At 69.0% G+C, this 25,365-nt stretch carries 22 protein-coding genes and 1 tRNA gene; 8 read left to right on the top strand and 15 right to left on the bottom strand.

The window, feature by feature from the left end; translation table 11 throughout:
• Positions 1-271: 271 nt before the first annotated feature.
• Complete coding sequence (gene uvrA, locus LWH48_RS11395) at positions 272-3,133, bottom strand: excinuclease ABC subunit UvrA (RefSeq protein ID WP_232912660.1); 2,862 nt, start codon at positions 3,131-3,133, stop codon at positions 272-274.
• 175 nt (positions 3,134-3,308) lie between these two features.
• On the opposite strand from uvrA, the gene LWH48_RS11390 reads away from it, so the two are divergent.
• The 4 genes from LWH48_RS11390 (at position 3,309) to LWH48_RS11375 (ending at position 7,159) form a co-directional block, all read left to right on the top strand.
• A complete protein-coding gene (locus LWH48_RS11390) occupies positions 3,309-4,697 on the top strand; it encodes an MFS transporter (protein WP_232912659.1) in 1,389 nt (462 codons plus the stop codon).
• 143 nt (positions 4,698-4,840) lie between these two features.
• Entirely contained in the window at positions 4,841-5,485 is a 645-nt protein-coding gene (gene ssb / locus LWH48_RS11385; RefSeq protein WP_232912658.1) for a single-stranded DNA-binding protein, read from the top strand.
• A 40-nt stretch (positions 5,486-5,525) separates the two neighbouring features.
• Positions 5,526-6,413 (top strand): sugar nucleotide-binding protein, encoded by an 888-nt coding sequence (locus LWH48_RS11380; protein WP_232912657.1) that lies wholly within the window; start codon positions 5,526-5,528, stop codon positions 6,411-6,413.
• The gene (locus tag LWH48_RS11375; protein WP_232912656.1) at positions 6,410-7,159 is read left to right on the top strand and encodes a lysophospholipid acyltransferase family protein; all 750 of its coding nucleotides are present in this window, start codon (positions 6,410-6,412) and stop codon (positions 7,157-7,159) included. The genes LWH48_RS11380 and LWH48_RS11375 overlap by 4 nt, the downstream gene beginning before the upstream one ends.
• A gap of 114 nt (positions 7,160-7,273) precedes the next feature.
• Here LWH48_RS11375 and fabB read toward each other — a convergent pair whose 3' ends face one another.
• From fabB to LWH48_RS11320, 11 genes are all read right to left on the bottom strand, one after another.
• Positions 7,274-8,491, bottom strand: a complete 1,218-nt coding sequence (gene fabB, locus LWH48_RS11370; protein ID WP_232912655.1) for a beta-ketoacyl-ACP synthase I — start codon at positions 8,489-8,491, stop codon at positions 7,274-7,276.
• A gap of 13 nt (positions 8,492-8,504) precedes the next feature.
• Positions 8,505-9,020 carry a 3-hydroxyacyl-[acyl-carrier-protein] dehydratase FabA gene (gene fabA / locus LWH48_RS11365; protein ID WP_232912654.1) on the bottom strand — a complete coding sequence of 172 codons (516 nt, stop codon included), beginning with the start codon at positions 9,018-9,020 and terminating at the stop codon, positions 8,505-8,507.
• 96 nt (positions 9,021-9,116) lie between these two features.
• Positions 9,117-9,641: a DUF2878 domain-containing protein gene (locus LWH48_RS11360; protein ID WP_232912653.1), complete on the bottom strand. Its 525-nt coding sequence runs from the start codon at positions 9,639-9,641 to the stop codon at positions 9,117-9,119.
• Positions 9,634-10,905: an SAM-dependent methyltransferase gene (locus LWH48_RS11355; protein ID WP_232912652.1), complete on the bottom strand. Its 1,272-nt coding sequence runs from the start codon at positions 10,903-10,905 to the stop codon at positions 9,634-9,636. The genes LWH48_RS11360 and LWH48_RS11355 overlap by 8 nt, the downstream gene beginning before the upstream one ends.
• An 11-nt stretch (positions 10,906-10,916) precedes the next feature.
• Positions 10,917-11,681: a DUF1365 domain-containing protein gene (locus LWH48_RS11350; protein ID WP_232912651.1), complete on the bottom strand. Its 765-nt coding sequence runs from the start codon at positions 11,679-11,681 to the stop codon at positions 10,917-10,919.
• On the bottom strand, positions 11,678-13,024 hold the full coding sequence (locus LWH48_RS11345; RefSeq protein ID WP_232912650.1) for an NAD(P)/FAD-dependent oxidoreductase: 1,347 nt from the start codon (positions 13,022-13,024) through the stop codon (positions 11,678-11,680). The genes LWH48_RS11350 and LWH48_RS11345 overlap by 4 nt, the downstream gene beginning before the upstream one ends.
• Positions 13,021-13,806: an SDR family NAD(P)-dependent oxidoreductase gene (locus LWH48_RS11340; protein WP_232912649.1), complete on the bottom strand. Its 786-nt coding sequence runs from the start codon at positions 13,804-13,806 to the stop codon at positions 13,021-13,023. Before LWH48_RS11340 ends, LWH48_RS11345 begins: the two co-directional genes overlap by 4 nt.
• Before the next feature lie 42 nt (positions 13,807-13,848).
• Positions 13,849-14,289, bottom strand: a complete 441-nt coding sequence (locus tag LWH48_RS11335) for a nuclear transport factor 2 family protein (RefSeq protein ID WP_232912648.1) — start codon at positions 14,287-14,289, stop codon at positions 13,849-13,851.
• Between the two features lie 22 nt (positions 14,290-14,311).
• Positions 14,312-15,727, bottom strand: a complete 1,416-nt coding sequence (phrB, locus tag LWH48_RS11330; protein ID WP_232912647.1) for a deoxyribodipyrimidine photo-lyase — start codon at positions 15,725-15,727, stop codon at positions 14,312-14,314.
• A 23-nt stretch (positions 15,728-15,750) separates the two neighbouring features.
• Positions 15,751-16,671 carry a MerR family transcriptional regulator gene (locus LWH48_RS11325; protein ID WP_161430206.1) on the bottom strand — a complete coding sequence of 307 codons (921 nt, stop codon included), beginning with the start codon at positions 16,669-16,671 and terminating at the stop codon, positions 15,751-15,753.
• Positions 16,668-17,756 (bottom strand): NAD(P)/FAD-dependent oxidoreductase, encoded by a 1,089-nt coding sequence (locus LWH48_RS11320; protein WP_232912646.1) that lies wholly within the window; start codon positions 17,754-17,756, stop codon positions 16,668-16,670. The genes LWH48_RS11325 and LWH48_RS11320 overlap by 4 nt, the downstream gene beginning before the upstream one ends.
• Before the next feature lie 83 nt (positions 17,757-17,839).
• On the opposite strand from LWH48_RS11320, the gene LWH48_RS11315 reads away from it, so the two are divergent.
• On the top strand, positions 17,840-18,745 hold the full coding sequence (locus tag LWH48_RS11315) for a TIGR01777 family oxidoreductase (RefSeq protein ID WP_232912645.1): 906 nt from the start codon (positions 17,840-17,842) through the stop codon (positions 18,743-18,745).
• 37 nt (positions 18,746-18,782) lie between these two features.
• On the opposite strand, the gene rapA is transcribed toward LWH48_RS11315, so the two are convergent.
• Both rapA and LWH48_RS11305 read right to left on the bottom strand, forming a co-directional pair.
• The gene (gene rapA / locus LWH48_RS11310) at positions 18,783-21,731 is read right to left on the bottom strand and encodes an RNA polymerase-associated protein RapA (RefSeq protein WP_232912644.1); all 2,949 of its coding nucleotides are present in this window, start codon (positions 21,729-21,731) and stop codon (positions 18,783-18,785) included.
• Between the two features lie 190 nt (positions 21,732-21,921).
• Positions 21,922-22,725, bottom strand: a complete 804-nt coding sequence (locus tag LWH48_RS11305) for a TlpA family protein disulfide reductase (protein ID WP_232912643.1) — start codon at positions 22,723-22,725, stop codon at positions 21,922-21,924.
• A gap of 138 nt (positions 22,726-22,863) precedes the next feature.
• Here LWH48_RS11305 and LWH48_RS11300 point away from each other — a divergent pair, with 138 nt between their 5' ends.
• The 3 genes from LWH48_RS11300 to LWH48_RS11290 all read left to right on the top strand — a co-directional run bounded on the left by LWH48_RS11300 (position 22,864) and on the right by LWH48_RS11290 (position 25,138).
• Positions 22,864-23,094: a hypothetical protein gene (locus LWH48_RS11300; protein WP_232912642.1), complete on the top strand. Its 231-nt coding sequence runs from the start codon at positions 22,864-22,866 to the stop codon at positions 23,092-23,094.
• The gene (locus LWH48_RS11295) at positions 23,084-24,562 is read left to right on the top strand and encodes an SLC13 family permease (RefSeq protein WP_232912641.1); all 1,479 of its coding nucleotides are present in this window, start codon (positions 23,084-23,086) and stop codon (positions 24,560-24,562) included. Before LWH48_RS11300 ends, LWH48_RS11295 begins: the two co-directional genes overlap by 11 nt.
• Before the next feature lie 123 nt (positions 24,563-24,685).
• On the top strand, positions 24,686-25,138 hold the full coding sequence (locus LWH48_RS11290) for a universal stress protein (RefSeq protein WP_232912640.1): 453 nt from the start codon (positions 24,686-24,688) through the stop codon (positions 25,136-25,138).
• Between the two features lie 114 nt (positions 25,139-25,252).
• On the opposite strand, the gene LWH48_RS11285 is transcribed toward LWH48_RS11290, so the two are convergent.
• Positions 25,253-25,329, bottom strand: a tRNA-Pro gene (locus tag LWH48_RS11285).
• Positions 25,330-25,365: the final 36 nt, after the last annotated feature.

Genomic DNA, 25,365 nt, shown 5'->3' with positions numbered 1-25,365 from the left:
AGTATGCTGATTCATGGTCTCCTCCTTCGGATCGCCCGATCCTTGAATGGATGTCTCTTCCATTCTGGCGCATTGCGACGCCGCTAAAGAGGGAGGAGACCATCTCATCATCCCTGGGCGCTACCGACGCCCTGCTTCGCTCTCGCGTCCTGCTACGCTTGCAGGACCGGTGCTGGCCATCCATGGCCAGCCCGTTCGAAGCAGTGCTTCTCACCCCTGGCGTAGGACCCCCTCCAGGCCTGTCCCCGACGCCGCTCGCTTCGGTGTCGCGTCAAGTCGTGCCTGCTGTCTCTTTTCGTGAGTGTTTGGCCCGCTCCAGCAGCGGCTTGAGGAAGCGGCCGGTGTGGGAGGCCTCGTTGCGCGCCACCTGCTCCGGGGTGCCCTCGGCGATGATGCGCCCGCCGCCGCCGCCGCCCTCGGGGCCCAGGTCGACGATCCAGTCGGCGGTCTTGATCACGTCCAGGTTGTGCTCGATCACCACGATGGTGTTGCCGTGGTCGCGCAGGCGGTGCAGCACGGTAAGCAGCTGGCGGATGTCCTCGAAGTGCAGCCCGGTGGTGGGCTCGTCGAGGATATAGAGGGTCTTGCCGGTGTCGCGCTTGGCCAGTTCCCGGGCCAGCTTGACGCGCTGGGCCTCGCCGCCGGAGAGGGTGGTGGCGCTCTGCCCCAGGCGGATGTAGGAGAGGCCCACGTCGAGCAGGGTCTGCAGGCGACGGGCGATGGCCGGTACCGGCGAGAAGAACTCCAGGGCCTCCTCCACGGTCATCCCCAGTACCTCGTCGATGCTCTTGCCCTTGTAGGCGATCTCCAGGGTCTCGCGGTTGTAGCGCTTGCCCTTGCAGACGTCGCAGGGCACGTAGATGTCGGGCAGGAAGTGCATCTCCACCTTGATCATGCCCTCGCCCTGGCACGCCTCGCAGCGCCCGCCCTTGACGTTGAAGGAGAAGCGACCGGGCTTGTAGCCCCGCGAGCGCGCCTCCTGGGTGCCGGCGAAGAGCTCGCGGATCGGCGTGAAGATGCCGGTATAGGTAGCCGGGTTGGAGCGCGGCGTGCGCCCGATGGGGCTCTGGTCGATGTCGATCACCTTGTCGAGCTGATCGAGGCCCTCGATGCCATCGTGGGCCGCCGGCGTCAGGCTGGTGGCGTGGTTGAGCTCGCGGGCGGCGATGGGCATCAGGGTCGAGTTGATCAGTGTCGACTTGCCGGAACCGGAGACGCCGGTGACGCACACGAACAGCCCCAGCGGCAGTTCGAGGGTGACGTCCTGGAGGTTGTTGCCGCGGGCGCCGGAGAGGCGCACCACCTTCTCCGGATTGCCGGGAATCCGCCAGGGCGGGACCTCGATGCGCCGGGTGCCGGCGAGGTACTGGCCGGTGAGCGACTCGGGGTTGGCGATGACCTCCTCGGGGGTGCCCTGGGCGATGACCCGGCCGCCGTGGACTCCGGCCCCCGGGCCGATGTCGAGCACGTGGTCGGCGGCGCGGATGGCGTCCTCGTCATGCTCCACCACGATCACGGTGTTGCCCAGGTCGCGCAGGCGCTCGAGGGTCTGCAGCAGGCGGTCGTTGTCGCGCTGGTGCAGGCCGATGGAGGGCTCGTCGAGGATATACATGACGCCTACCAGGCCGGCACCGATCTGGCTGGCCAGGCGGATGCGCTGGGCCTCGCCACCGGAGAGGGTCTCGGCGCTGCGCTCAAGGTTGAGGTAGTCGAGGCCCACGTTGACCAGGAACTCCAGCCGGGCATGGATCTCGTTGACGATCTTGACGGCGATCTCGCCGCGACGCCCAGGTAGCTCGAGCTCCTTGAAGTAGCGCCAGGCCTCGCCGATGGGCAGGCGCACCATCTCCGGCAGGGTGTGCTCGTCGATGTAGACGTGGCGTGACTCCTTGCGCAGGCGGCTGCCCTCGCAGGCCGGGCAGGGCTGCACGGCGATGTAGCGGGCGAGCTCCTCGCGCACCATGCTCGACTCGGTCTCGCGGTAGCGGCGCTGCAGGTTGGGCAGCACGCCCTCGAAGGGGTGCTCCCGGGTCACCTTGCGGCCGCGATCGTTGACGTAGTGGAAGGCGATGTCGTCGTGGCCACTGCCGTGGAGGATCACCTCACGCTCGTGACGAGCCAGCTCCTGCCAGGGTGTCTCAAGGGTGAAGCGGTAGTGGTCGGCTACCGCCTGGAGCTGGTTGAAGTAGAAAACGCTGCGCCGGTCCCAGCCCTTGATCACGCCCTCGGCCAGGGAGAGCTCCGGGTGGCTGATCAGCTTGTCGGGGTCGAACACCTGCTGTACCCCCAGGCCGTCGCAGGTCGGGCAGGCGCCGGCCGGGTTGTTGAAGGAGAACATGCGCGGCTCGAGCTCGGCGATGGAGTAGCCGCACACCGGGCAGGCGAAGCGTGCCGAGAAGGCGATGTCCTCCTGTTCGCCGTCCATGAAGTGGACCATGGCGACGCCGTCGGCGAGGCCCAGTGCCGTCTCGAAGGACTCCGCCAGGCGCTGCTGCAGGCCCTCGCGCACCTTGATGCGATCCACCACCACGCTGATATCGTGCTTGCGGGTCTTCTCCAGCGGGGCAATGTCGTCGAGCTCCAGCACCTGGCCGTCGATCATGGCGCGCACGAAGCCCTGGGCGCGCAGCTCGGCGAGCAGCTGCAGGTGCTCGCCCTTGCGTCCCTTGACCACCGGGGCCAGCAGCATCAGCTTGCTGCCCTCGGGCAGTGCCAGCACCTGGTCGACCATCTGGGAGACGGTCTGTGCCTCGAGGTCCTCGCCATGCTCCGGGCAGCGCGGGGTGCCGGCGCGGGCGAACAGCAGACGCAGGTAGTCGTAGATCTCGGTGATGGTGCCCACGGTGGAGCGCGGGTTGTGGGAGGTGGATTTCTGCTCGATGGAGATCGCCGGCGAGAGTCCCTCGATATGGTCGACGTCGGGCTTCTCCATCATCGACAGGAACTGGCGGGCATAGGTGGAGAGCGACTCCACATAGCGACGCTGCCCCTCGGCGTAGAGCGTGTCGAAGGCCAGCGATGACTTGCCCGAGCCGGAGAGCCCGGTGACCACGATCAGCCTGTCGCGGGGCAGCTCGACGTCGATATTCTTCAGGTTGTGGGTGCGCGCACCCCTGACCAGAATCCTGTCCATTCCCACCTCATGAGCTCGGCAAAAGAGCGCGGCAAAAGATCGATTATACGGGCCGGCTCCCGGCGGCGGCAAAGCGGTCGTGGATGCCGGCTTTCCCCGGCAGGTGGCAAACCGCTAGAATAGGCGGTCCACTCTTGGGCGCTTGGCGCCCCTCCAGGGAAGATTCGCTACGTCTATGCGCAAGGTCTCCGGGCTGCTGCTCCCCGCCGAACGGCGCGCCATCACCGGTCTGGCCGGTCTCTACGCTACCCGCATGCTGGGCCTGTTCATGGTGCTGCCGGTCCTGGCGCTGTATGCCGACGACCTGGCCGGTGCCACGCCGCTGCTGGTGGGGCTGGCGCTGGGTATCTATGGCCTGACCCAGGCCACCCTGCAGATCCCCTTCGGGCTGCTCTCCGACCGCCTGGGACGCAAGCCGGTGATCGCTGCCGGGCTTGTGCTGTTCCTGCTGGGCAGCGTGGTGGCGGCAATGGCCGATACCATCGGCGGGGTGATCCTCGGTCGCTGCCTGCAGGGCAGCGGTGCGGTGGCCGCAGCGATCATGGCGCTGCTTGCCGACCAGACCCGTGAACAGGTGCGCACCGCGGCCATGGCCACCATCGGCCTCTCCATCGGCGTAGCCTTCGCCGTGGCCATGGTGCTGGGGCCGTTGGTGGCGAGCCACTTCGGCCTCTCCGGGGTGTTCTGGTTCACCGCCGCCCTGGCTGCCCTGGGGCTGCCGGTGCTGTGGCGGCTGGTGCCCCCTGCGCCGCGTCGCCTGCGTCACCGCGACGTGGGCATCGACCGCGCTCAGCTGGGCCGCACCCTGGGTCGGCCCGACCTGCTGCGCCTGGACCTCTCGATCTTCGCCCTGCATCTGGTGCTGATGGCGATCTTCGTCGCGGTGCCGTTCCGGTTGCTCGACGCGGGGCTCCCCACCGAGCGTCACGGCCTGGCTTACCTGGGTGTGATGCTGCTGGCCTTCGTCGGCATGGTGCCCCTGGTGGTGGTCGCGGAGAAGCGTCGGCAGATGAAGGCGATGTGCCTGCTGGCCATTACGGCGATGCTGGCCAGCCTGCTGGGCATGACCTGGGCCGGCGCCGGGCTATGGGGCCTGCTCGGCTGGCTGCTGCTCTACTTCATCGGTTTCAACCTGCTCGAGGCCACGCTGCCGTCGATGATCAGCAAGCTGGCCCCGGCCGGGGCCAAGGGCACCGCCATGGGGGTCTACTCCACCAGCCAGTTCCTGGGGGCCTTCCTGGGCGGCGTGCTCGGCGGGGCGCTCTCCCAGCAGTGGGGGCTGCCGGCCGTCTTCCTGGGTGCCGCCGCGTTGACCGCGGCCTGGCTGGCGGTAATGGTAGGCATGCGTCAGCCGCCGCATCTGGTCAGCGAGGTGGTGGCACTCGACGACGATCACGGCGATGATGCCCTGGAGACCCTGATGGCCAGGTTCGCCGAGGTGGCCGGCGTGGAGGACGTGCTGATCGTCCCCGAGGAGCGCCTGGCCTATCTCAAGGTGGATCGCCAACGCCTCGACGAGGAGGCGCTGGCAAGACTGATCGATACGGGAAGGGAGCACGCCTGACGGCGTGCCCTTCACTTCATGGCGCGGGGCGCCAGGCGGCGGCCCCGGCCCGCGACACGATGTATGCATGACAGCGCATCCATGGCGCTGTGCTCAAGACAACGTACTCAAGACATCGTATTCAAGATCACAAGGAGTCCCTCATGGCCCGTGGCATCAACAAGGTCATCCTCATCGGCAATCTGGGGCAGGATCCCGAGGTGCGCTTCAGCCCCTCCGGCACTGCCATCGCCAACCTCAACCTGGCCACCACCGATACCTGGATGGACCGCCAGAGTGGCCAGCGCCAGGAGCGTACCGAGTGGCACCGCCTGGTGCTGTTCAACAAGACCGCCGAGATCGCCCAGCAGTATCTCAAGAAGGGCAGCAAGATCTATGTCGAAGGCCGCCTTCAGACCCGCAAGTGGCAGGGGCAGGACGGGCAGGATCGCTACACCACCGAGATCGTGGTCAACGACATGCAGATGCTCGACTCCCGCGGTGGTGGTGACTTCCAGGGCGGCGGCTTTGCGGGTGGTCAGCCCCAGCAGGGTGGCTATGGCGGCCAGCCTCAGCAGGGCGGCTATGGTGGCCAGCCCCAGGGAGGTGGTCAGCCGGGCGGGGCACCCCAGCAGGGCGGTGGCTTCGGTGGTGGAGCGCCGCAGCGTCCCCCGCAGCAGCCTGCCCAGCAGCCCCCGCAGCGTCCTGCCCAGGGCGGCCAGCCTGGCGGCGGCCAGCAGCAGGGCGGCAACTTCGGGGCACCCGACCCGGGCAGCTTCGACGACTTCGATGACGAGATCCCGTTCTGATTCGTCGTTTCGCTGACGGCATGCCGAGGGAGGTGCGCGCGTGAAGCTGCTGGTACTGGATGCCGGCCACTGCCTGAGCCTGGCCCTGGCCCGGGAGGCCAACCGCCGCTCGGATACCGAGCTCACCATCGAGGAGGGCCTGGAGCTGGATCCCGCCTGGCTGGCGGAGGTGGCGCCGGATGCCCTGGTGATTCCGCCGCTGTCGCGGCCGATCGTCGCCGCGCCGGCGGAGGTGACGGCCCACGCCGAGGCGGTGGAGCGTTGTCTGGAGGCGTGCCGCCAGGCGGATATCCCGCTGGTGTGGTGCGTCTCCGACCAGCTCTACGAGGATGGTTTCGCCGAGCCCATCGACGAGCACGTGATTCCGCGGCCCCGTGACGAGAGCCTGCGGCGGCTGGTGGCCACCGGCGACCGGATCCGCGCCGAGCATCCGCATCACCTGATCGTCCGGCTGGGGCCGCTGTTCGCCCTGGAGGGGAGTCACGCCTGGCTCAACGAGCTGATCGATACCCTGATCACCGCCGGGGAGGTACGCGGCGAGGCCGACGTGACCTGCTGCCCGACCTCGGCGGATGCGGTGGGCCTGGCGCTGATCGGCATGCTGCAACAGCAGCAGTGTGGTGCCGATGCCTGGGGAAGTTACCATCTGGCCGGCACCGAGCCGGTGAGCGTCTATACCTTCGTCTCGGTGGTGCGTACTCAGTTGGCCACTCGCCTGGAAGGGCGCGGCGATCATCGCGAACTGGGCACTCTGCGCGCATTGCACCACCATCACGATCATCCGCTGCGCCGCGTGCTCAACTGTCGGCGGGTGCTGGAGGTGTTCGGCGTGCACCAGAAGCCCTGGCGGCTGGAGCTGAGCAACATGCTGGACGCCTGGTGCCGGGCCAACACCCCGGCATGTGGCGAGGAGGAGAGCGGGTCATGAACGTGCTGCGCAGCCTGCTCTTCTACCTGGGCTATTTCACCGCCATGCTGGTGTGCGGCGTGCTCTTCCTGCCGCCCGCGCCCTTCCTGCCGCTCGGTTCCCGCTATCGGCTGCTCAACCTCTACAACCACTTCATCATCAGCTGGTTCCACCTGGTGGTCGGGGTGCGCTATGAATTTCGCGGGCGAGAGCATCTGCCCGCCGGGCCCTGCGTGATACTGGCCAACCACCAGTCCGAGTGGGAGACCGTCTACCTGCAGTTGCTGCATCCGCCGGTGTGCACGGTGCTCAAGAAGGAACTGCTGAATCTGCCGATCTTCGGCTGGGGCCTGCGGCTGCTGCACCCCATCGCCCTGGATCGTTCACGCCCCTCACGGGCCATCAAGCAGGTGCTCACCCAGGGCAAGCGGCGCCTGGAGGAGGGGCTGTCGGTGCTGATCTTCCCCGAGGGCACTCGGGTCGTTCCTGGCAGCCGCAAGCGTTACAACAAGAGCGGGGCGGTGATCGCCTGTCGTGCCGGGGTGCCGGTGGTGCCGGTGGCCCACAACGCCGGCGAGCGCTGGCCGGGCCGCCATTGGGTGAAGAATCCGGGACGCTTGACGCTGGTGGTGGGCGAGCCCATCGAGACCGCAGGGCGAACGCCGGAGGAAGTGCTGGCCGAGACCGAGGCGTGGATCGAGGCGACCCTGGCGGAGATCTCCGAGGTGCCGAGGCCGGTGCGTGACGAGGCGCGGGAGCCGGCCTGAGCTCATCAGGGCGCCGCGGTGGCCCGCACTTGGGACCGCCGGCCGAGGCCCATCAACGCAAGAGGCGCCCCGATTAGGGCGCCTCTTGCGTTACGACTCGAGCTGACCCGGGATTCAGTCCCGGAGCTTCTCCAGCACCAGGCAGGCGTTGGTACCGCCGAAACCGAAGCTGTTGGAGAGCACACGCTCGACGTTAACGCCGTCGCGACGCTGGGCCACGATATCGAAGCCGGCGGCCTGCTCGTCGAGGGTCTCGATATTGGCCGAGGCGGCGATGAAGTCGTTCTCCATCATCAGCAGCGAGTAGATGGCCTCCTGCACGCCGGTGGCGCCCAGGGAGTGGCCGGTCAGCGACTTGGTGGAGCTCATCGCCGGGGTCGAGTCGCCGAATACCTCGCGGATCGCCTTGAGCTCGGCCACATCGCCTACCGGCGTCGAGGTGCCATGAGTGTTGATGTAGTCGATCTTGCCATCCACGGTGGCCATGGCCAGACGCATGCAGCGAATCGCGCCATCGCCCGAGGGGGCGACCATGTCGTGGCCGTCGGAAGTGGCGCCGTAGCCGGTCACCTCGGCGTAGATCTTAGCGCCGCGGGCCCGGGCGTGCTCCAGCTCCTCGAGCACCAGCATGCCGCCACCGCCGGCGATGACGAAGCCGTCGCGGGCCTGGTCATAGGGCCGCGAGGCCTTGTCCGGGGTGTCGTTGTAGTGGGTGGAGAGGGCGCCCATGGCGTCGAACAGGCAGGAGAGGGTCCAGTGCTCCTCCTCGCCGCCACCGGCGAAGACCACGTCCTGCTTGCCCATCTGGATCTGCTCCACGGAGTTACCGATGCAGTGCGCCGAGGTGGCGCAGGCCGAGGAGATCGAGTAGTTGATGCCCTTGATCTTGAATGGCGTGGCCAGACAGGCGGACACGGTACTGCCCATGGTGCGGGTGACCCGGTAGGGTCCCACGCGGCGCAGCCCCTTCTCGCGCATCACGTCGGCGGCCTCCACCTGATTGGCGCTGGAGGCGCCACCAGAGCCTGCAATCAGGCCGGTGCGCTCGTTGGAGACCATCTCCGGGGCCAGGCCCGAGTCCTCGATGGCCTGGGCCATGCTGACATAGGCGTAGGCCGCGGCGTCGCCCATGAAGCGGCGCAGCTTGCGGTCAATCAGGGCGTCGAGGTCGATATCGACCACGCCGGCCACCTGGCTGCGGAAGCCTCGCTCGGCGTACTCCTCCTTGAAGCGAATGCCGGAGCGCCCTTCCCTGAGCGCCTCTAGAACCTGCTGTCGGTCGTTGCCCAGGCAGGAGACGATGCCCAGGCCGGTGACTACCACTCGTCGCATGGAAGCCTCCTGGTCAGAAGTTCGCGGTGGAGGTGAACAGGCCGACGCGAAGGTCGTTGGCCTGGTAGATGTCGCGGCCATCGACGGCAACGGTGCCGTCGGCCATGCCGAGTATCAGGCGCCGGGTGATGATGCGCTTGATATTGATACGGTAGGTGACCTTCGAGGCGTCGGGCAGGATCTGGCCGGTGAACTTCACCTCGCCACAGCCCAGGGCACGGCCCCGGCCGGGATGGCCGAGCCAGCCGAGGTAGAAGCCCACCAGCTGCCACATGGCATCCAGGCCCAGGCAGCCGGGCATCACCGGGTCGCCGGGGAAGTGGCAGTCGAAGAACCACAGGTCGGGAGTGATATCGAGCTCGGCGAGCAGCTCGCCCTTGCCGTGCTCACCGCCCTCTTCGGTGATGGAGGTGATGCGGTCGAGCATCAGCATGTTGGGGGCCGGCAGCTGGGCGTTGCCGGGGCCGAACAGCTCGCCTCGCGAGCAGGCCAGCAGTTCATCGCGGTCGAAGGAGTGTTGCTTGATCACTGAGTCTTTCCGAGAGTCGAATGTTGTTAGTGGCCTAGTCTACTGTCCGTGCAGGGGGAATGCACGCCAGCTGGCAGTGTCCAGGCCTTCATGACCTCAGCGTTGGTAGGGGAGGCGGCCGTTCAGGCGCCGGCATAGCCACAGGCAAAGGCCGGCCCAGACCAGCGCCTGGGCCGGCAGCAGCCAGGGGGCGAGGGTCACGCCGGCGAGCGCCGCGCCGGCGTAGTAGGAGGCCGGGCCACTGATGGCGCCACCCAGGGCGGCGAGCCAGGGGAGTGACCAGAGCCATGCCAGGGAGTGGTGCAGCAGGGTAGCGAACAGTGGCCACAGCAGCCACAGCCAGGGCGGCAGCAGTCCCAGGGCGAGGGTGTCGGTGTGGAATTGAAAGCCGCCGGCCAGGGTCAGGCCGCCGTCCACCGCCAGGCCCAGCAGCGCAAAACCGACGAGCCAGCGCCACTCCCCGGGCCAGGCCTGCCAGCGCAGGTGGGCGGCGAGAATCAGGCCGGCCGCGGTGGCGCCCACCAGGCTGCCGCCCAGCACGCAGGCCAGCCAGCCCGCCTCGAAGGCGAGCAGGTTGGCCACCAGGCGCGGCGTCGAGCGCCGTCGATCCGCCTCAGGCATTGCCGGTGAGCGTCGCGGGGCGGGCGCCGGGCTTGGCCAGCAACAGGTGGCAGGTGCCGATGGTGCGCTCCAGGAAGCCCCCCTCGCAGTAGCAGAGATAGTATCGCCACATGCGGATGAAGCGTTCGTCGTAGCCCAGGTTGCGCACCCTCTCCAGGCTGGCCTCGAAACGCTGGCGCCACTCGCGCAGGGTGCGAGCGTAGTGCGGGCCGATCTCGTCGAGGGCCAGCACATTGAGCGAGGTGCTTCGGGTCAGGCCACGCAGGATGGCGTGATGGGAGGGCAGGAAGCCGCCCGGGAAGATATGGCGCTTGATGAAGTCCATCTCGCGCTTGGCGGCCTCGAAGCGCTGGTCGCGGATGGTGATCGCCTGCAGCATCGCCAGGCCGTCGTCGGTGAGAAGGCGGTCCAGGGTGGCGAGATAGGTCTCCAGATACTGATGGCCCACCGCCTCGATCATCTCCACGGAGATCAGTCGGTCGTAGCGCCCCTCCAACTCGCGATAGTCCTGCTTGAGCAGGGTGATGCGCTCGCCCAGGCCCTCCTCCTCGATGCGCTGCGCGGTATGGGCGTACTGTTCATCGGAGATGGTGGTGGTGGTGACCCGGCAGCCGCGGGTCTTCGCCGCGTGGATGGCGAGTCCGCCCCAGCCGGTGCCGATCTCCAGCAGGTGGTGTTCGGCGCGCACGTCGAGCCGCTCGAGCATGATGTCCAGCTTGAAGGTGGAGGCCTCCTCCAGGCTCGCCTCGGGGTAGGGGAAGACGGCGCTGGAGTACATGCGGTGGTCGCGGTCCAGGAAGGTGGCAAACAGCTCGTTGCCGATATCGTAGTGAGCCGAGATGTTGCGCCGCGACCCCGAGAGGCTGTTGCGTTGCAGGCGGTAGAGGGCAGCCAGCAGCCAGCGACCCAGGCGGGCGGTGCCGGTCTCGATCTCGCCGTTGACCCGCTCCAGGTTGGCGGCAAACAGCCGCACCAGGGCGACCAGGTCATCGGCATCCCAGTCACCGTCCATGTAGGACTCCGCCGCCCCCACGGTGCCGCCCAGCGCCAGGCGTTTCCACGCCCGGCTGTCGCGCACCACCAGGGTGACCGTGAGTGGCCCGCCCTGGCCCAGGCGGTGGCGTTGATGCCCCTCAATCAGGGTGACCTGGCCGCCCTCCAGGCGGTCCAGCTCGGCCAGCAGGCGCGGGCGTAACCAGCGGGTCAGGCGGTCGGCATCGTCCGTCAGGGGACGGGGGGCGGTGGCTGAGCGCAGCGTGTTCACGTCGGTCTCTCCTACGAACGGTCGGCGTCGGCGCCGGGATGGTCATGGATCGGCACGCGCTTGGCCCACAGGCGCAGCGCCTCGAAGTGGATACCGGCCAGGGTCTTGGCGCTCATCCACGGCTGGCGGGCCAGGGTGCCCAGCAACACGCGACGGGTGGCGGGACTGGCCGTCAGGGTCAGGGTGGCATCGAAGTGGCATTCGCCCTCGCGCCAGTTCTCCATATGCATCAGCAGGCGCTCGCCGGGGGTGTTGAAGCGCCAGCGGTAGATCATGTCCATGGGATTGAAGGGCGAGACGTGCATCGCCTTGGCGAACTCGGCCCCGTGGGAGTGGCGGGCCGGGTCTACCGCGCAGGCGTAGCGGATGCGCTCCCCCCAGGGCGTGTTGCTCACCTCACCCAGCACCGCGCGCAACGCGCCCGCGGCGTCGAAGGCGTAGTAGAGCGAGATGGGATTGAAGCCCAGGCCCAGGGTGCGCAGCTGGGTCAGCAGGCAGATGCGGCCGTCGGGGGTGTCGCCCAGCTGCCGCACGAGCTCCTCGCGCACCGCCTGCTTCAATGGCCGGTCGTGGGGAGCCAGGTAGTCCTCGCGACGGAAACGCGCCAGCGCGGGGCGCCGGGCACTGAAACCGGGTACCCCGTCGAACAGTTCAGGCAGCTCGTCGAGGTCGAGCCAGGCCATCCACACCCCATAGCTGAAGGCGTGCTCGCGCGGCAGGAAGCGGCGATGGCGCAGTTCGCCGCGGTAGATGCGTGAGCGGGGCGTGGCGATCATGCGTGCTCGGCCTCCCTTGCCACCGGGCTCAGCAACTCCGCGACGCCCTCGGGCCCCGCCTCGTCACCACCCAGGGCATGGGCCACGCGCAGGGCGCTCCAGACGCCGTCCTCGTGGAAGCCGTTGCGCCAGTAGGCGCCGCAGTAGTGGGTGCGAAAGGCGGCGCCGGAGATCTCGGCGTGGCGCGCCTTGGCCGCCTCGCCGGCCAGGGTGAACTGGGGGTGGGCGTAGGTGAAGCGGCCCAGCACCTTCTCCGGCGCGATGGCGTCGCTGTCATTGAGCGTGACACAGAAGGTGTGGGGCGCCTCCAGGCGCTGCAGGATGTTCATGTCGTAGGTGACCGAGACCCTGGCCGCCTCGTCGCGGCCGTCGAGGCGGTAGTTCCAGCTCGCCCAGGCGCGAGGCCGCCGCGGCAGCAGGCGGGTGTCGGTATGCAACACCACCTCGTTGTCCTGGTAGGGCAGGGCGCCGAGGATCTCGTGCTCGGCGGGGCTCGGGTCCTCCAGCAGCGCCAGCGCCTGGTCGGCGTGGCAGGCCAGCACCACCTCGTCGAAGTGCTCGACTCCCAGATCGCTGCGCAGCGCCACGCCATCGGCCAGCCGGCGGATGCCGCGCACCGGAGTCGACTGGCGGATGCGGCTCGCATAGGGCGCGGTGAGCAGCGGGATATAGCTGCGTGAACCGCCGACCAGGGTGTGCCACTGGGGCCTGTCGTTGACCGACAGCAGGCCGTGGTGGCGGAAGAAGCGCACGAAGAACTGCAGCGGGAAGTCACGCAGGTCGCTCAGGCTCGCCGACCAGATCGCCGCCCCCATGGGCAGCAGGTAGCGGCGCTGGAAGGCCTCGCCGAAGGCGTTGCTCTCGAGCCACTCACCCAGCGTCATGGCGGGGTCGAGCGTGCCGTCATCCATGGCCCGTATCGCCTCGCGATTGAAGCGCAGGATCTCGCGCAGCAGGCCGTAGAAGCTGGGGCGCAGCAGGTTGCGGCGCTGGGCGAACAGGCTGGTCAGGGTATGGCCGTTGTACTCGAAGTCTCGGCTCGTCTCGTGCACCGAGAAGCTCATCTCGGTGGGCTGGGTGAGCACTCCGAGGCGCTGCATCAGCCGCTGGAAGTGCGGATAGGTCCAGTCGTTGAAGACGATGAAGCCGGTATCGATGGCGTAGTGGCGACCCTCGAGCTCCACATCCACGGTGGCGGTATGGCCACCCAGGCGGGTATCGGCCTCGAACAGCGTCACCTCATGGCGACCCGAGAGGTACCAGGCGGCGGCCATGCCGGCGATGCCGCTGCCGACCACGGCGATGCGCCGCCTGTCCATGGGATGGGGAGGGCGAGCATTCATGGGCGGGTCTCTGTGGCGGTCTCGGGCCGCGCCAGGCGCCGCCCCAGTCGATAGCGCAGGGGAGCGGGCAGGATGCCCGCCAGCTTGACCAGCAGGGTGAAGCGGCGCGGGAAGTGGATGTCCAGGCGGTGCCGGGCCAGGCCCGCGAGGATCGCTTCGGCGGCCTGGTCGACCTCGATCCGCATCGGCATGGCGAAGTCGTTGCGGTCGGTGAGCGGAGTCCTGACGAAGCCGGGATGGATCACGCTGACGTCGATCCCCTCGGCGTCCAGGTCCAGGCGCAGCGCTTCCAGGAAGTGGCTCAACGCGGCCTTGGAGGCGCCGTAGGCCTCGGACCGGGGCAGCGGCAGGTAGGCCGCGGCGCTTGAGGTGGCGGCGAGCAGCGGCCGGCTCCCCTGGGTCCGGGCGCGGCGCAGCAGCGGCAGGGCGGCGTCGATGCAGTGGATCGCTCCATGAAAGTTGGCGGCGAAGACCCGCTCCACCAGGTCGGTGTCGAAGTCGCGGGCGTCGAGGTACTCGCAGGTGCCGGCGTTGAGGATCACCAGGTCGAGTCCGCCGAAGGCCGCCTCGAGCTGCCGGCCGGCATCGCGTACCGCCACGCGGTCGGTGACGTCCAGGGGCAGCGCCAGGGCGTTGTCGTGGCCGGAGGCCAGTTCGTCGAGGGCCGCCGCGTCGCGTCCGCTGAGCGCCACACGGTCGCCGCGGGCCAGCAGGCGTTCGGCCAGGGCGCGGCCGATGCCTGAGGTGGCGCCGGTGAGCCAGATGCGCTGGGGGTCGGACATGGAGCCTCCGGGTGGTGGTTACCGCGCCCGAGGCCGCTGCCTTCAGGCGTCGAGTTGGCGCTTGATCAGTCGTATAGTGCCGCCCAACAGGGGCAGCCGTTCGTAGAGCAGGGCGCCGGCATCGAAGTAGTCGCGATGGCGGGCGATCCGGCCGCTGCCGTCCTCCGCGAAAGTGAGGTGAGAACACCCCTCCACCGCGATTACACGCCCCTTGTCCAGCCGGGGATGCTCCAGGTGCATGGTCCAGGTGGCGAAGGCTTCCCTACCGCTACGTTGCCGCTCGTGGAAGTCGAATCGGCACGATGTAACGTTTCTGTATAAGGTGGCGAAGTAGCGTTCCAGCGACTCCGCGCCCTCGATACGGTGCAGTGCATCCTGGAAGACGACATCTGGAGTATAGAACTCGTAGAGCCTTTCTGTACAGCTCTTGTCGAGCTTATTGAAGAAACTGCAGAAGGCTTCCAGCTGGGCATCGTCCGACATGGCATCTCTCCGCGGGGTGGTGTCAGTCGGCCTTGAGGGCCTTGAAGGCATCCTGGGCCCGGGCCCGTGCCGCCTTGTGATCGACGATGGGGGGCGGATAGCCGCTGCTTCCCAGCAGGTCCCGGGGCGGAGCGTGGCGCGCCTTGGCGGGCAGCGCGGCGAGTTCCGGCAGCCACTCGGCGATGAAGCGGCCCTCGGGGTCGAAGCGCTGAGACTGGGTGGTGGGGTTGAAGATGCGGAAGTAGGGAGCCGCATCGGTGCCGGTGGAAGCGGCCCACTGCCAGCCACCGTTGTTGGCGCAGAACTCGCCATCCACCAGGTGGCGCAGGAAGAAGGCCTCGCCGCGGCGCCAGTCGACCAGCAGGTGCTTGCTCAGGAACATGGCGGTGATCATGCGCAGGCGATTGTGCATCCAGCCGGTGGCGACGAGCTGGCGCATGGCGGCATCGACGATGGGGTACCCGGTGCGCCCCTCGCACCAGGCGGCGAAGCCCGCCTCGTCGTCGCGCCAGGCCAGCGCCTCGGTATGGCGTTGGAAGGGGCGGTGGCGGCAGACCCGCGGGAAGCCCACCGCCACATGGCGGTAGAACTCCCGCCACACCAGTTCGTTGACCCAGGCGACCAGGCCCGCATCGCCCTCGCCCAGGCTGCCGTCATTCTCGGCGAGCACCGCCTGCAGGCACTGGCGGTGGGAGATCATGCCCAGTGCCAGGTAGGGGGAAAGTTCGCTGGTGCCGCGGATGGCGGGGAAGTCGCGCTGGCTGGCGTAATGGCGGCCACGGAAGCGCAGGAAGCGTTCCAGGCGGTCGGCGGCCGGCGCCTCTCCGGCGGGCCACTGGCGGCCGTCGATGGGGGTGTCGGCGAGTTCGGGCAGTTCGGGCAGCGTGTCGCTCTCGATACCGGTGGGTGCCTGGGGGACAGGGGTGTCGCTGAGCGCCAGGCGCTCGGCGTCGAGGCGGCGGTGCCAGGCTCGGGCGAAGGGGGTGAAGACGCCATAGTAGTCCCCCTTGCCGGTAAGCAGCTCCCCCGGGGCAAAGGCCACGGCGTCATGGTGGCCATGGGCCTCGAGTCCCGCCGCCCGGAAGGCCTCGATCACCGCGGCGTCCCGGGCGAGTTCGTCCACCGGGTACTCGCGGTTGAAGTGCAACCCGCTGGCGCCGGTCTCCCGGGCGATGGCCAGCAGCGTCTCGGGGGCCTCGGCGAAGTCGTCGATATCGCGATGCAGCAGCGGGATATTGAGCCCCTCGAGGTCCTCCTTCAGGGCGGCCACGCCCCGGGCGCGGAAGTCGAGCTGATTGGCGCCGTGGCCGTGGCGCTGCCAGTGTGGCAGGGCGCGTAGATACACCGCCACTACCGGGCCGCGCCGGGACGCCGCTGCCAGGGCGCGGTTGTCATGCAGGCGCAAGTCGCTGCGAAACCACATCAGGGTCGGCGTCATGGTCGCTCCGTCAGTCGTCCTTGTCAGGCAATGGGAAGCAGGGTCTGTAGCCGGGTGATCGCTTCGCCGAGGTCATCTCCCAGCACCGCCACACCGCTGTCGTCGAGGTCGGCCTGTCGAATGCGTGCCACCGGGCCACACAGCCCGAGGGGGACCGCCAGCTGTTCCGCCAGACGCGGCAACTGGCGGCGGATCAGGTCGGTGCGCCCGGCATGGCTGCCGGCCAGCAGAACGCCGCTGGCGCTCAGGCGCTCCACCGCCAGGGGCAGCTCGCCTAGAGGTGGCGCGACGTCGAGCAGCCGCACGTTCAGGCCACGGTCGCCGGCTACCAGCGCGGCCAGCAGCAGCCACAGGGTGCCGGGGTCGTCGGGCAGCGGCATGGCCAACAGGGTGGGCCCCTCGACGAGGGCATTGCCGTGATAGAGGCGCATGCCGATGCGCGTGCGCAGGAAGGACTCCAGGGTGCGGCGCTGCAGCTCGTCACCCAGCCGCTCGCCCCAGCGTTCCTCCAGCTCGCGTATTGCCGGCGCCCACAGCTCGACCACGCAGGTGGTCACCGGATAGAGAGCCAGCGACTCGGCATAGAGGGTCTCGAGTCGCGTGATATCCAGTGCCTCCACGGCGACGACCAGGCGGCTGCGCTGTGCGGGCCAGTCGCCTGGGGCGGGGGGCGCTGCCTCGGGCTCGGCGATGTCGGGACGGTCGAGCAGCTCACGTACCTGGCTCACCGGGACTCCGCGGTTGAGCCACTGCAGGATCTGCTCCACCCGCTCGATATCCTCGCGAGCATAGAGGCGATGCCCCTTGGGTGTGCGGCGTGGCTTGATCAGCCCGTAACGGCGCTCCCAGGCGCGCAGGGTCACGGAATTGACGCCGGTGAGGCGCGACACCTCTCGAATGGGGTAGAGCGGAGTCTCGCCGCCGTGCTGGGTCGGCTCAGTCATGGCGCAAGATGTCCTTTGCGGCGTGATGCATCAGGGGTGGATAAAGGGGATCGGTTTGGCTCGCTGGCCAGGACCTCGCCCAGATGGTGGCCGGAGAGCCAGGCGTCCTCGATGCGCGGGCCGCGCCAGCCATCCCCGCACAGCGCCAGGCCGTTGCCGGAGATGCGGTAGTCGAGGTTGACCGCCTCGCCCGTGGCGAAGACATCGGGCTGGGCGTAGCGCCAGCGGTGGGCGCCCATGGCGCTGGGCTCGGGCAGGGTGACATCGCCAGGCAGGCCACGCTGGAAGGCGTCGAGCAGTGCTTCGGCGATGGTCTCGGGGCCATCCTCGAGGCGTGCCTCGCTCCATTCGAGGTTGGCCAGCAGGGTCAGGCTCTCCCCCTGGTCGTGGCGGCCAGGCTTGAGATGGTTGCGAACCACGAAGCGTAGCGCCGGATCCGCCAGGCGCACCGCCTGCCAGTCGTGGTCCACCTCGGGCAGCCCTGGCAACGGCGCATCGAACAGCACCCAGGCGGCCCAGCAGGGGCGTTGGATCACCGCCGCGCAGGCCTCGGCCAGGGCCGCATCGTGGGGTGCCACCAGTGTCCGGGCCTGGGGCGCAGGGGTGGCGACGACTACCTGTGTGAAGGGGCCGTGACGGCTGCCTTCGGTGTCCACCAGCCACCACGACCGGGCGTCGCCTTCGAGTCGCTCGATATGGGTCCCGGCGTGAAGCTCGAGTCCCTCTGCCAGGTGGCGGGTGAGCGCGCTCATGCGCGGGGTGCCGCATAGCCGCAGCAGATCGTCCCGATGGCGGTGCCAGCCATCCTCGGCGGCGGACCACAGCGAGGTGGGCCATTCGGCCAGGCAGCCCGACGCCTGCCACCCCTCTACGGCGTCGGCAAAGGTGGCGTCGCGCACGCTGAGGAACTGGGCGCCCAGGTCCAGGGTGGCCTCCGGCAGCCGGCGGCTGGACATGCGGCCTCCCGGGCCCCGGGCCTTGTCGAACAGGCTCACCGGCCGGCTGGCGGCAGCCAGCGCGCGGGCACAGGCCAGGCCGGCGATGCCGGCGCCGATGATGGCGGTATTGTTCTGAGGCTGAGTCATGGCACCCTCGAGGATGGTTTTCCGCTAGACTAGCAGAAGTGTACAACAGCTGTATAACTCATCACGGATACGAGGAGACCCAGATGCGCGTGCTGATCACCGGAGGAAGCGGTTTCGTGGGCCAGCGTCTGTGCCAGCGGCTGGTGGAGGCGGGGCACCGGGTGCAGGTGGTCTCGCGGGATCCCGCCGCGGCGCGGGGTCGACTCCCCGAGGCGGTGGACGTGCGGCGCTCGGCGCTGGACTTCGTCGACACCCCGCCCGAGGCCCTGGTCAACCTGGCCGGCGAGTCCATCGCCGCCAAGCGCTGGAGCGACGACCAGAAGGAGAAGCTGCTCGACTCGCGGCTGAACGCCACCCGCGAGCTGGTGGGTCTCTGCGAGCAGCTGCAGCAGACCGGCGGGCGGCTGCCCCGCGCGCTGGTCTCCGCGTCGGCGATGGGTTACTACGGCGACCAGGGGAGCCGCGAGGTGACCGAGGAGACGCCGCCCCACGACGAGTTCGCCCACCGTCTATGCCGGCGTTGGGAGGAGGCTGCCCGGGAGACCGAATCCTTCGGTGTACGGGTCGTCCGGCTGCGCATCGGCCTGGTGCTCGACCAGGGCGGCGGCAGCCTTCAGAAGATGCTGCCGCCCTTCAAGCTGGGGCTGGGTGGGCGCTTCGGCAGCGGCAAGCAGTTCATGCCCTGGGTGCACCGGGAAGACCTGGTGCGCGCCATCCTCTTCCTGCTCGAGCGCGACGACCTGGAGGGGCCCTTCAACGGCAGCGCACCGCACCCGGTCACCAACGCCGAGTTCACCCGCACCCTGGCTAAGCAGCTGGGGCGACCGGCGCTCTTTCCGGTGCCAGCCATCGCCCTGGAGACCGCCTTCGGCGAGATGGCGCGGCTGCTGCTCACCGGCGCCGACATGCGTCCGAAGCGACTCCAGGAGGCGGGCTTCCGCTTCGAGTACGAGACGCTGGAAGCCGCCCTGGCCGATATTCTGGGGTAGTGGCCAAGCGCCCAAGGGGCGCCGGGGACAGCCCCGTCTACCTTGTTTCTTCCCCTACAGTCACGATGACTCGCACGGCGTCCAGGCGCAGGCGGGTGCCCTCGATGGCCTCGTCCAGGGCGGCGCGCTCGGCGCGCAGCGCCTCGAGCTCGTCGTCGCGTACCGCCGGGTTGCGCCGCGCCAGGGCGGTGAGGCGCGACAGCTCCCCATCGAGCTCCTCGCGCATACGCCCCTGGGCCGCCTCGACGATGGAGGGCAGTTCGCGCTCCGCCTCGCCCTCGCCGCGGTCGAGCAACTCTCGCAGTTGCTCCAGGCGGCTGCGGATCAGGTCCCGGGCCATCGCCTTCTTGACCTTCTGCAGGTTCTTCGAGAGCCCGGTGAAGGAGATCTTGTCGGTCAGGTTGGCGCCGGACTCGTCGAGCAGCACGCGCACCGCGGTGGGTGGCAGGAAGCGGTTGAGGTGCAGCTTCCTGGGCGCCGGGCAGTGGGTGCGGTAGATCAGCTCCACCATGACCCGCCCGGGAGGCAGCGACGGATGCCGGAGCAGCGCGAGTGCCGTATTGCCCATGCTGCCGTCGAGGATGCGGCCCATTATCTCGCGCACCATCGGATGCTCCCAGGAGAGCCGCTGCACGTCGTCCCGGGCCAGCGCGCGTGAGCGCGAGAAGGTGGCCGAGAAGCCCTCTTCTCCCTTGGCCAGCCCCGGCAGGCCGTCGAGCATCTGCGGCCCGGCCACCAGGTGCTGGATGCCGCCGCCCAGCTCCTGGCTGTCGACGCCGAAGATATCCAGCGCCAGGTCCAGGTAGCGGGGCAGGGCACGGTCCTCGTCCAGTTCGCCGATCGCCGCGGCCACCGCCTCGGCACGTTCGTGCCGGCAGGCGTTGAGCTCCAGCAGGCGGTTGCGGCCAGCCTCGCGCTCGGCCAGGCGGCTCTCGAACAGCGCCCGGGTCTCCGTGATCACCTCCTCGAGGGCCTCGTCGTCGAGCAGGGCGTCAGCCAGGGCATCACCGAAGGCATCGAAGATCTCGCTGCCGATGCCGTGGGGCGCGCTGAAGGCGTCCATGCCGTCGCGGAACCAGCGCAGCAGCTTCGCGCCGGGGCTGGCTGTGAACACCGGCACGTGGATCTCGATGGCGTGGCGCTGGCCGATGCGGTCCAGGCGACCGATGCGCTGCTCCAGCTGGTCGGGATGCAACGGCAGGTCGAACATCACCAGGTGGCGGCAGAACTGGAAGTTGCGCCCCTCGGAGCCGATCTCAGAGCACACCAGCACCTGGCAGCCCTCCTCCTCGTCGGCGAAGGCGGCAGCGGCGCGGTCTCGCTCCACCAGCGAGAGCCCCTCGTGGAACACCGGGGCATGGTAGCCCCCCAGCACGCGCAGCGCCTCGGCCAGCCCCTCGGCGGTCTCGCGGTTATGGGCGATCACCAGCACCTTGTCGCCGGCCAGGCCCCCTTCGGCGTCATCGGCCAGTCGCTCGAGCAGCCAGCTGACTCGCGGGTCGATCTGCCACCAGGGCTCCCCGTTGAGCGGGTCGTCGGCCAGGGCGCGGTACATGGAGTCCAGGTAGATCAGCACCTCGGGGTGGTCCAGCCCGGTCTCGATCAGCAGGTCGTCGAGGTACTCCTCGTCGTGGCCCAGCTTGCGCAGCACCCGGCGATAGGCGGCCGGGGGCGCAAGCTCGGTGACGTGCAGGCGCCGCTCGGGGAAGCCGCCCACGTGGCGCCGACTGTTGCGGAACATCACCCGGCCGGTGCCGTGGCGGTCGAGCAGCTGGTCGCGCAGCTGGTGGCGGGCGGCGACGTGCTGGTCATCGCCGCGTTCGGGGTCGGCCAGGGTATCGAGCAGCGCCAGGCTGTCGGGCTCGTCGATCACCGCGGCGATGCGTTCACGGTCCGCATCCGCACCGGGCAGGCGCTCGAGGGCGTCGATAGCCTCGGCCACTTCCACGTAGTGGGACTCCTCCTCGCGGAAGGCGGCCAGGCTGTGGTAGCGGTCGGGGTCGAGCAGGCGCAGGCGGGCGAAGTGGCTCTCCATGCCCATCTGTTCCGGGGTGGCGGTGAGCAGCAGCAGGCCCTCGCTCTCGGCGGCCAGGCGCTCCACGCAGGCGTAGCCGGGGCCGACCTGCTCCTCGCTCCAGTCCAGGTGGTGGGCCTCGTCGACGATCAGCAGATCCCAGGCGCAGGCTTCTGCCTGGGACTGGCGGTGGGGATTGGCGAACAGCCAGTCCTGGCTGGCCAACACCAGCTGGCCAGCCTCGAAGGGGTTGGTGTCGCCGTGGGCCTGGCTCTGCTGCTCGTCGAGCAGGGTCACCTCGAGGGCGAAGCGGCGCAGCAGCTCCACCAGCCACTGGTGGGTCAGGCTCGCCGGCACCAGGATCAGCGCCCGCTCGGCGCGGCCGGTGAGCAGCAGGCGGTGGAGGATCAACCCCGCCTCGATGGTCTTGCCCAGCCCCACCTCGTCGGCCAGCAGCACCCGCGGGGCGTGGCGCCGGGAGACCTCGTCGGCGATATACAGCTGGTGGGGAATCAGGTCGATGCGCGGGCCGGCCAGGCCCAGCGACGGATTCTGCTCCACGCGGTGGTAGTGGTGCAGGGTGCGGAAGCGCAGGTCGAACCAGTCATTGCGGTTGACCTGACCGGTGAGCAGGCGGTCGCGGGCCTGGTCGAACTGCATGCTGTCGGCCAGGCGTGCCTCGGGCAGTTCACGCAGCTCGCCCTGGTCATCCTCGCCGATGTAGACGATCAGGCCGCCGACCTCCTTGGTGTCATCGACGGTCAGCGTCCAGCCCTCGGCGGCGCGGATGCGGTCGCCACTGCCGAAGGCCACGCGGGTCAGCGGTGCCTGGCGGCTGCTGTAGGTGCGGGTTTCCTGGCTGGCGCCAAACAGCACGGTGACGCTGCGGGCGTCGCAGCTGAGGATGGTGCCAAGGCCCAGTTCGGCCTCGCCGTCGCTGATCCAGCGCTGGCCGGGGGAGAAGTCGCTCATGATGCCTCGAGGATGCTGTAACAGGGTGCGCTCACGGCCGCTGGAAAGGGGCGGCCCGGGGACAGGGCGCGGTATCTTACAGCAAAGCCCGTCGCGGCTTAAGCGTGGGACTACCTCGCAGGGTTATCCGCAGCTCAAGGCTTTCCCGGCGCCTTTCGCTATTGCCGGATGATTAGCCGTGATAGCCCTGCTACTTCTCCCGGCCCAGCCAGCTATCCAGCTGGGCGCGGGTGAGTTCGCCGACATGGCGCTCCACGGCGCGGCCTTCAGCATCGAACAGCACCGTGGTGGGGAGCCCCGGTGATTCGCTGAGCACCATCACCTCCTGGTGGGGGTCGAGCAGGGCATAGCGGAAGTCGAGTTCCTGGTCGTCCAGGTAGCGCACCACCTGCAGCAACGACTCGCCCTGGTTGGCCACCACCACGGTGACGTCCTCCCGGGCATCGGCCTCGGCTAACAGTGGCATCTCGCGCAGGCAGGGCGGGCACCAGGTGGCCCACAGGTTGAGCACCACCCGCTCGCCCTCGAGCTCGCGCAGGTTGATCGTATTGCCGTCGAGATCCTCCAGGGCGATGTCGGGCAGTTGCTTGAGCACCATGCCGCCACCGAAGGGTGCCAGGGTGACGGCGGCCAGCCACAGAGCCGAGACGACTACCAGCATGGCCATGGCCCCCACCAGCCGGCCGAGGTGCTCGCGCAGCGCCCAGCCGGTCCAGATCAGCCCGGCCATCAGCCCCCACAGCCCGTGATAGCCCGGCTGCCACAGCTTGAGGGCGTCCAGCGGGGCGGCGGCATAGGCGTCCAGATGCAGGGCCACATGGCCGACCCTGGCGCCGATCAGCCAGGCCAGCAGCAGGCCATTGAACCAGCGGGCATGGATGCGCCGCGGCAGCCCCAGCAGCCAGGCGCTGGTGGCGAGCAGCAGCAGGGCGGCGACGAAGGCGTAGAGGCGCGGCAGCGAGAGCAGGACGGGGCCGAGTGCGATGGCATCCATGGGGCGTGACTCCTTGAGGGCAGGGTCGGCGAGCGAGTGACGAGCGGTTACACTGTGGCGCAGCCGATCCCGGACCCCGCCAAGCCTACTGCCGGTGGACGGGACTGTCATCCGACGCATCCGTTACCGGGAGCCGCCATGGCCAAGTCCGCCTTCGACACCCTGCGTGCCCTGGCCATTGCCAGCCAGGCGCTAGGCTTCATCCTGATCATCACCCTGGAGACCGTGATGGGGGACGCCGCGCGCCCCTGGCAGGGCTGGACCCTGGCCGCCATGGTGGCGGCGGCGTTGTGGATCGCCCTGGTGCGGCTGTATCGGCGCAACCGGGAACGCAAGGCGCGGCTCCGGGGCCTCGGCGATGACGACTGAGTCGCAGCAGGAGTCCCGGCTGGCGCGGCTCAAGGTGCCGCTCGGCCTGCTGCTGGGGCCTCTGCTGGCGGGGCTGCTGCTGATGCTGGGTGCCCCGGAGGGGCTGTCCGAACCGGCCTGGCGGGTGGTGGCGCTGACCGCCTGGATGGCCGTGTGGTGGGTGCTCGAGCCGGTACCCATCGCGGTGACGGCGCTGCTGCCGCTGGTGCTGCTGCCGCTGCTCGAGGTGGCGCCCATCGAGGACGTCGCCGCCCCCTACGCCAACCCGCTGATATTTCTCTTCCTGGGTGGTTTCCTGCTGGCTGAGGCGATCCAGCGCTGGGGGCTGCATCGGCGTATCGCCATGCTGGTGCTGCGCGTGGCGGGGCGCCGCCCCGATCACCTGGTGGCCGGCTTCATGGCCGCCACCGCCGCGTTGAGCATGTGGGTGAGCAACACCGCCACCGCGGCGCTGATGGTGCCCATCGGCCTCTCGGTGCTGGAGATGCTCAAGCAGCGCGGTGGCGAGGGGGGCAGCCATCATATGGCGCTGACCCTGCTGCTGGGGGTCGCCCTGGGCGCCAATATCGGCGGCATGGGGACCCTGATCGGCACGCCACCCAATGCCCTGCTGGCCGGCTTCATGGCCGACAGCTACGGCATCGAGATCGGCTTCGCCCAGTGGATGGCGGTGGCGCTGCCTCCCGCGCTGCTGCTGCTGGCGCTGGCCTGGTGGCTGCTCACCCGCTGGATCTACCCGGTGGGGCGCAGCGAGCTGCCCGGGGTCGCCGCCATGCTCGAGGAGCAGGCCCGCGACCTGGGGCGGATGACGCGCCCGGAGCGGCGGGTGGCGACCATCTTCGCCCTGGTCGCCCTGGCCTGGGTGTTTCGCCCACTGCTCGAGGCCTGGCTGGAGGTGCCGCTCAGTGATGCCGGCATCGCGGTTACCGCCGCCGTGCTGCTGTTCGTGGTACCGGCACGCTGGCGCCAGCGTCAGTTCCTGATGGACTGGGATGCCGCGGCCAACCTGCCGTGGGGTGTGCTGATCATGGTGGGTGGCGGGCTGAGCCTGGGGACCGCCATCGAGTCCAGCGGTCTGGCCGCGGCAGTCGCCGAGGGCCTGGCCGTGTTCGGAAGCTGGCCGACCTGGGGGCTGGTGGCCATGGTGGCGCTGGTGGTGATGGCGATGAGCCATATGACCAGCAACACCGCGACGGCCGCCGCCATCCTGCCGCTCACCGCCTCGCTGACGGTCAGCCTCGGCCACAGCCCGCTGCTGCTCTCGGTGCCGGTGGCCATGGCGGCGAGCTGCGCCTTCATGCTGCCGGTGGCCACCCCGCCCAACGCCGTGGTCTTCGCCAGTGGCCAGCTCAGCGTGGCGGAGATGGTGCGCGCCGGGGCACTGGTCAGCCTGGCAGCGCTGGTGGTGATCGTGGCGGTGGTCTTCGCCCTGGCGATGCCGCTGCTCGGCTTCGGCTGGGCGGCGTGACCCAGGCCCCTGGCCCGGGGGAGGTTTGACGCAGGACAAGGCGAAGCGGCGCTCGGGCACTATGCTGAAGTGAGAGGGGGAGTCACCGCCCTCAGTTCTTTCCGCCACTGCAGGAGACTTCTCATGTTCAAGACCATTCTGGTGCCCCTCGACGGTTCCGAGCACGCCATCAAGGCGCTGAATGTTGCTGCCTCCCTGGCGCGTGGCGGGACGGCGAAGCTGCACCTGATGACCGTGGCGGAGTTTCCGCCGGACAATATCGGGCTGTTCACCGGTGGCACCGCCGAGCCGTTCTCCGAGGCGGAGCGCGAGAAGCTGGCCGCGGGCATGAAGGAGGAAGCCCACAAGGTGATCGAGCAGGCGCGTGACGCGGTCGACCTGAGCGGTCTTGAGGTGGAGGAGAGCGTGCGCCAGGGGCGCCCTGCCGAGTTGATCAACGAGGAGGCCGAGAAGGTCACCGCCGATGTCATCGTGATGGGCAGCCGCGGTCTCAGCGACGTGCGTGGGATGATGTTCGGCAGCGTCTCCCACAAGGTCAGCCACACCGCCAGTTGCAGCGTGATCACGGTGACCTGAGCGCTTCTCCCTCGAACGCGCGACCTCTGCCTTCGGGAGGCAGAGGTCGCGCGGTGGCTGGCAAGCCGAGCAACGAAAAAGGCCTTGCGAGTGATCGCAAGGCCTTGAATTCGTTGGTCGGAGTAGCAGGATTCGAACCTACGACCTCTGCCTCCCGAAGGCAGCGCTCTACCAAGCTGAGCTATACTCCGATGTCGATTCTCGAGGGCTCCGCCTCATCGACGCAG

The sequence above is a fragment of the Halomonas sp. G15 genome, from assembly GCF_021282295.1.
Taxonomy (GTDB): domain Bacteria; phylum Pseudomonadota; class Gammaproteobacteria; order Pseudomonadales; family Halomonadaceae; genus Halomonas; species Halomonas alimentaria.
The sequence above is the reverse complement of the archived record's forward strand: the minus strand, read 5'-3'. Positions and strand labels throughout refer to the sequence as shown.

Coding starts and splice junctions, on each gene's coding strand:
- uvrA (WP_232912660.1), bottom strand. CDS start 3,133: ATGGACAGGATTCTGGTCAGGGGTGCGCGCACCCACAACCTGAAGAAT.
- LWH48_RS11390 (WP_232912659.1), top strand. CDS start 3,309: ATGCGCAAGGTCTCCGGGCTGCTGCTCCCCGCCGAACGGCGCGCCATC.
- ssb (WP_232912658.1), top strand. CDS start 4,841: ATGGCCCGTGGCATCAACAAGGTCATCCTCATCGGCAATCTGGGGCAG.
- LWH48_RS11375 (WP_232912656.1), top strand. CDS start 6,410: ATGAACGTGCTGCGCAGCCTGCTCTTCTACCTGGGCTATTTCACCGCC.
- fabB (WP_232912655.1), bottom strand. CDS start 8,491: ATGCGACGAGTGGTAGTCACCGGCCTGGGCATCGTCTCCTGCCTGGGC.
- LWH48_RS11360 (WP_232912653.1), bottom strand. CDS start 9,641: ATGCCTGAGGCGGATCGACGGCGCTCGACGCCGCGCCTGGTGGCCAAC.
- LWH48_RS11350 (WP_232912651.1), bottom strand. CDS start 11,681: ATGATCGCCACGCCCCGCTCACGCATCTACCGCGGCGAACTGCGCCAT.
- LWH48_RS11345 (WP_232912650.1), bottom strand. CDS start 13,024: ATGAATGCTCGCCCTCCCCATCCCATGGACAGGCGGCGCATCGCCGTG.
- LWH48_RS11340 (WP_232912649.1), bottom strand. CDS start 13,806: ATGTCCGACCCCCAGCGCATCTGGCTCACCGGCGCCACCTCAGGCATC.
- LWH48_RS11335 (WP_232912648.1), bottom strand. CDS start 14,289: ATGTCGGACGATGCCCAGCTGGAAGCCTTCTGCAGTTTCTTCAATAAG.
- phrB (WP_232912647.1), bottom strand. CDS start 15,727: ATGACGCCGACCCTGATGTGGTTTCGCAGCGACTTGCGCCTGCATGAC.
- LWH48_RS11325 (WP_161430206.1), bottom strand. CDS start 16,671: ATGACTGAGCCGACCCAGCACGGCGGCGAGACTCCGCTCTACCCCATT.
- LWH48_RS11320 (WP_232912646.1), bottom strand. CDS start 17,756: ATGACTCAGCCTCAGAACAATACCGCCATCATCGGCGCCGGCATCGCC.
- LWH48_RS11315 (WP_232912645.1), top strand. CDS start 17,840: ATGCGCGTGCTGATCACCGGAGGAAGCGGTTTCGTGGGCCAGCGTCTG.
- rapA (WP_232912644.1), bottom strand. CDS start 21,731: ATGAGCGACTTCTCCCCCGGCCAGCGCTGGATCAGCGACGGCGAGGCC.
- LWH48_RS11305 (WP_232912643.1), bottom strand. CDS start 22,725: ATGGATGCCATCGCACTCGGCCCCGTCCTGCTCTCGCTGCCGCGCCTC.
- LWH48_RS11300 (WP_232912642.1), top strand. CDS start 22,864: ATGGCCAAGTCCGCCTTCGACACCCTGCGTGCCCTGGCCATTGCCAGC.
- LWH48_RS11295 (WP_232912641.1), top strand. CDS start 23,084: ATGACGACTGAGTCGCAGCAGGAGTCCCGGCTGGCGCGGCTCAAGGTG.
- LWH48_RS11290 (WP_232912640.1), top strand. CDS start 24,686: ATGTTCAAGACCATTCTGGTGCCCCTCGACGGTTCCGAGCACGCCATC.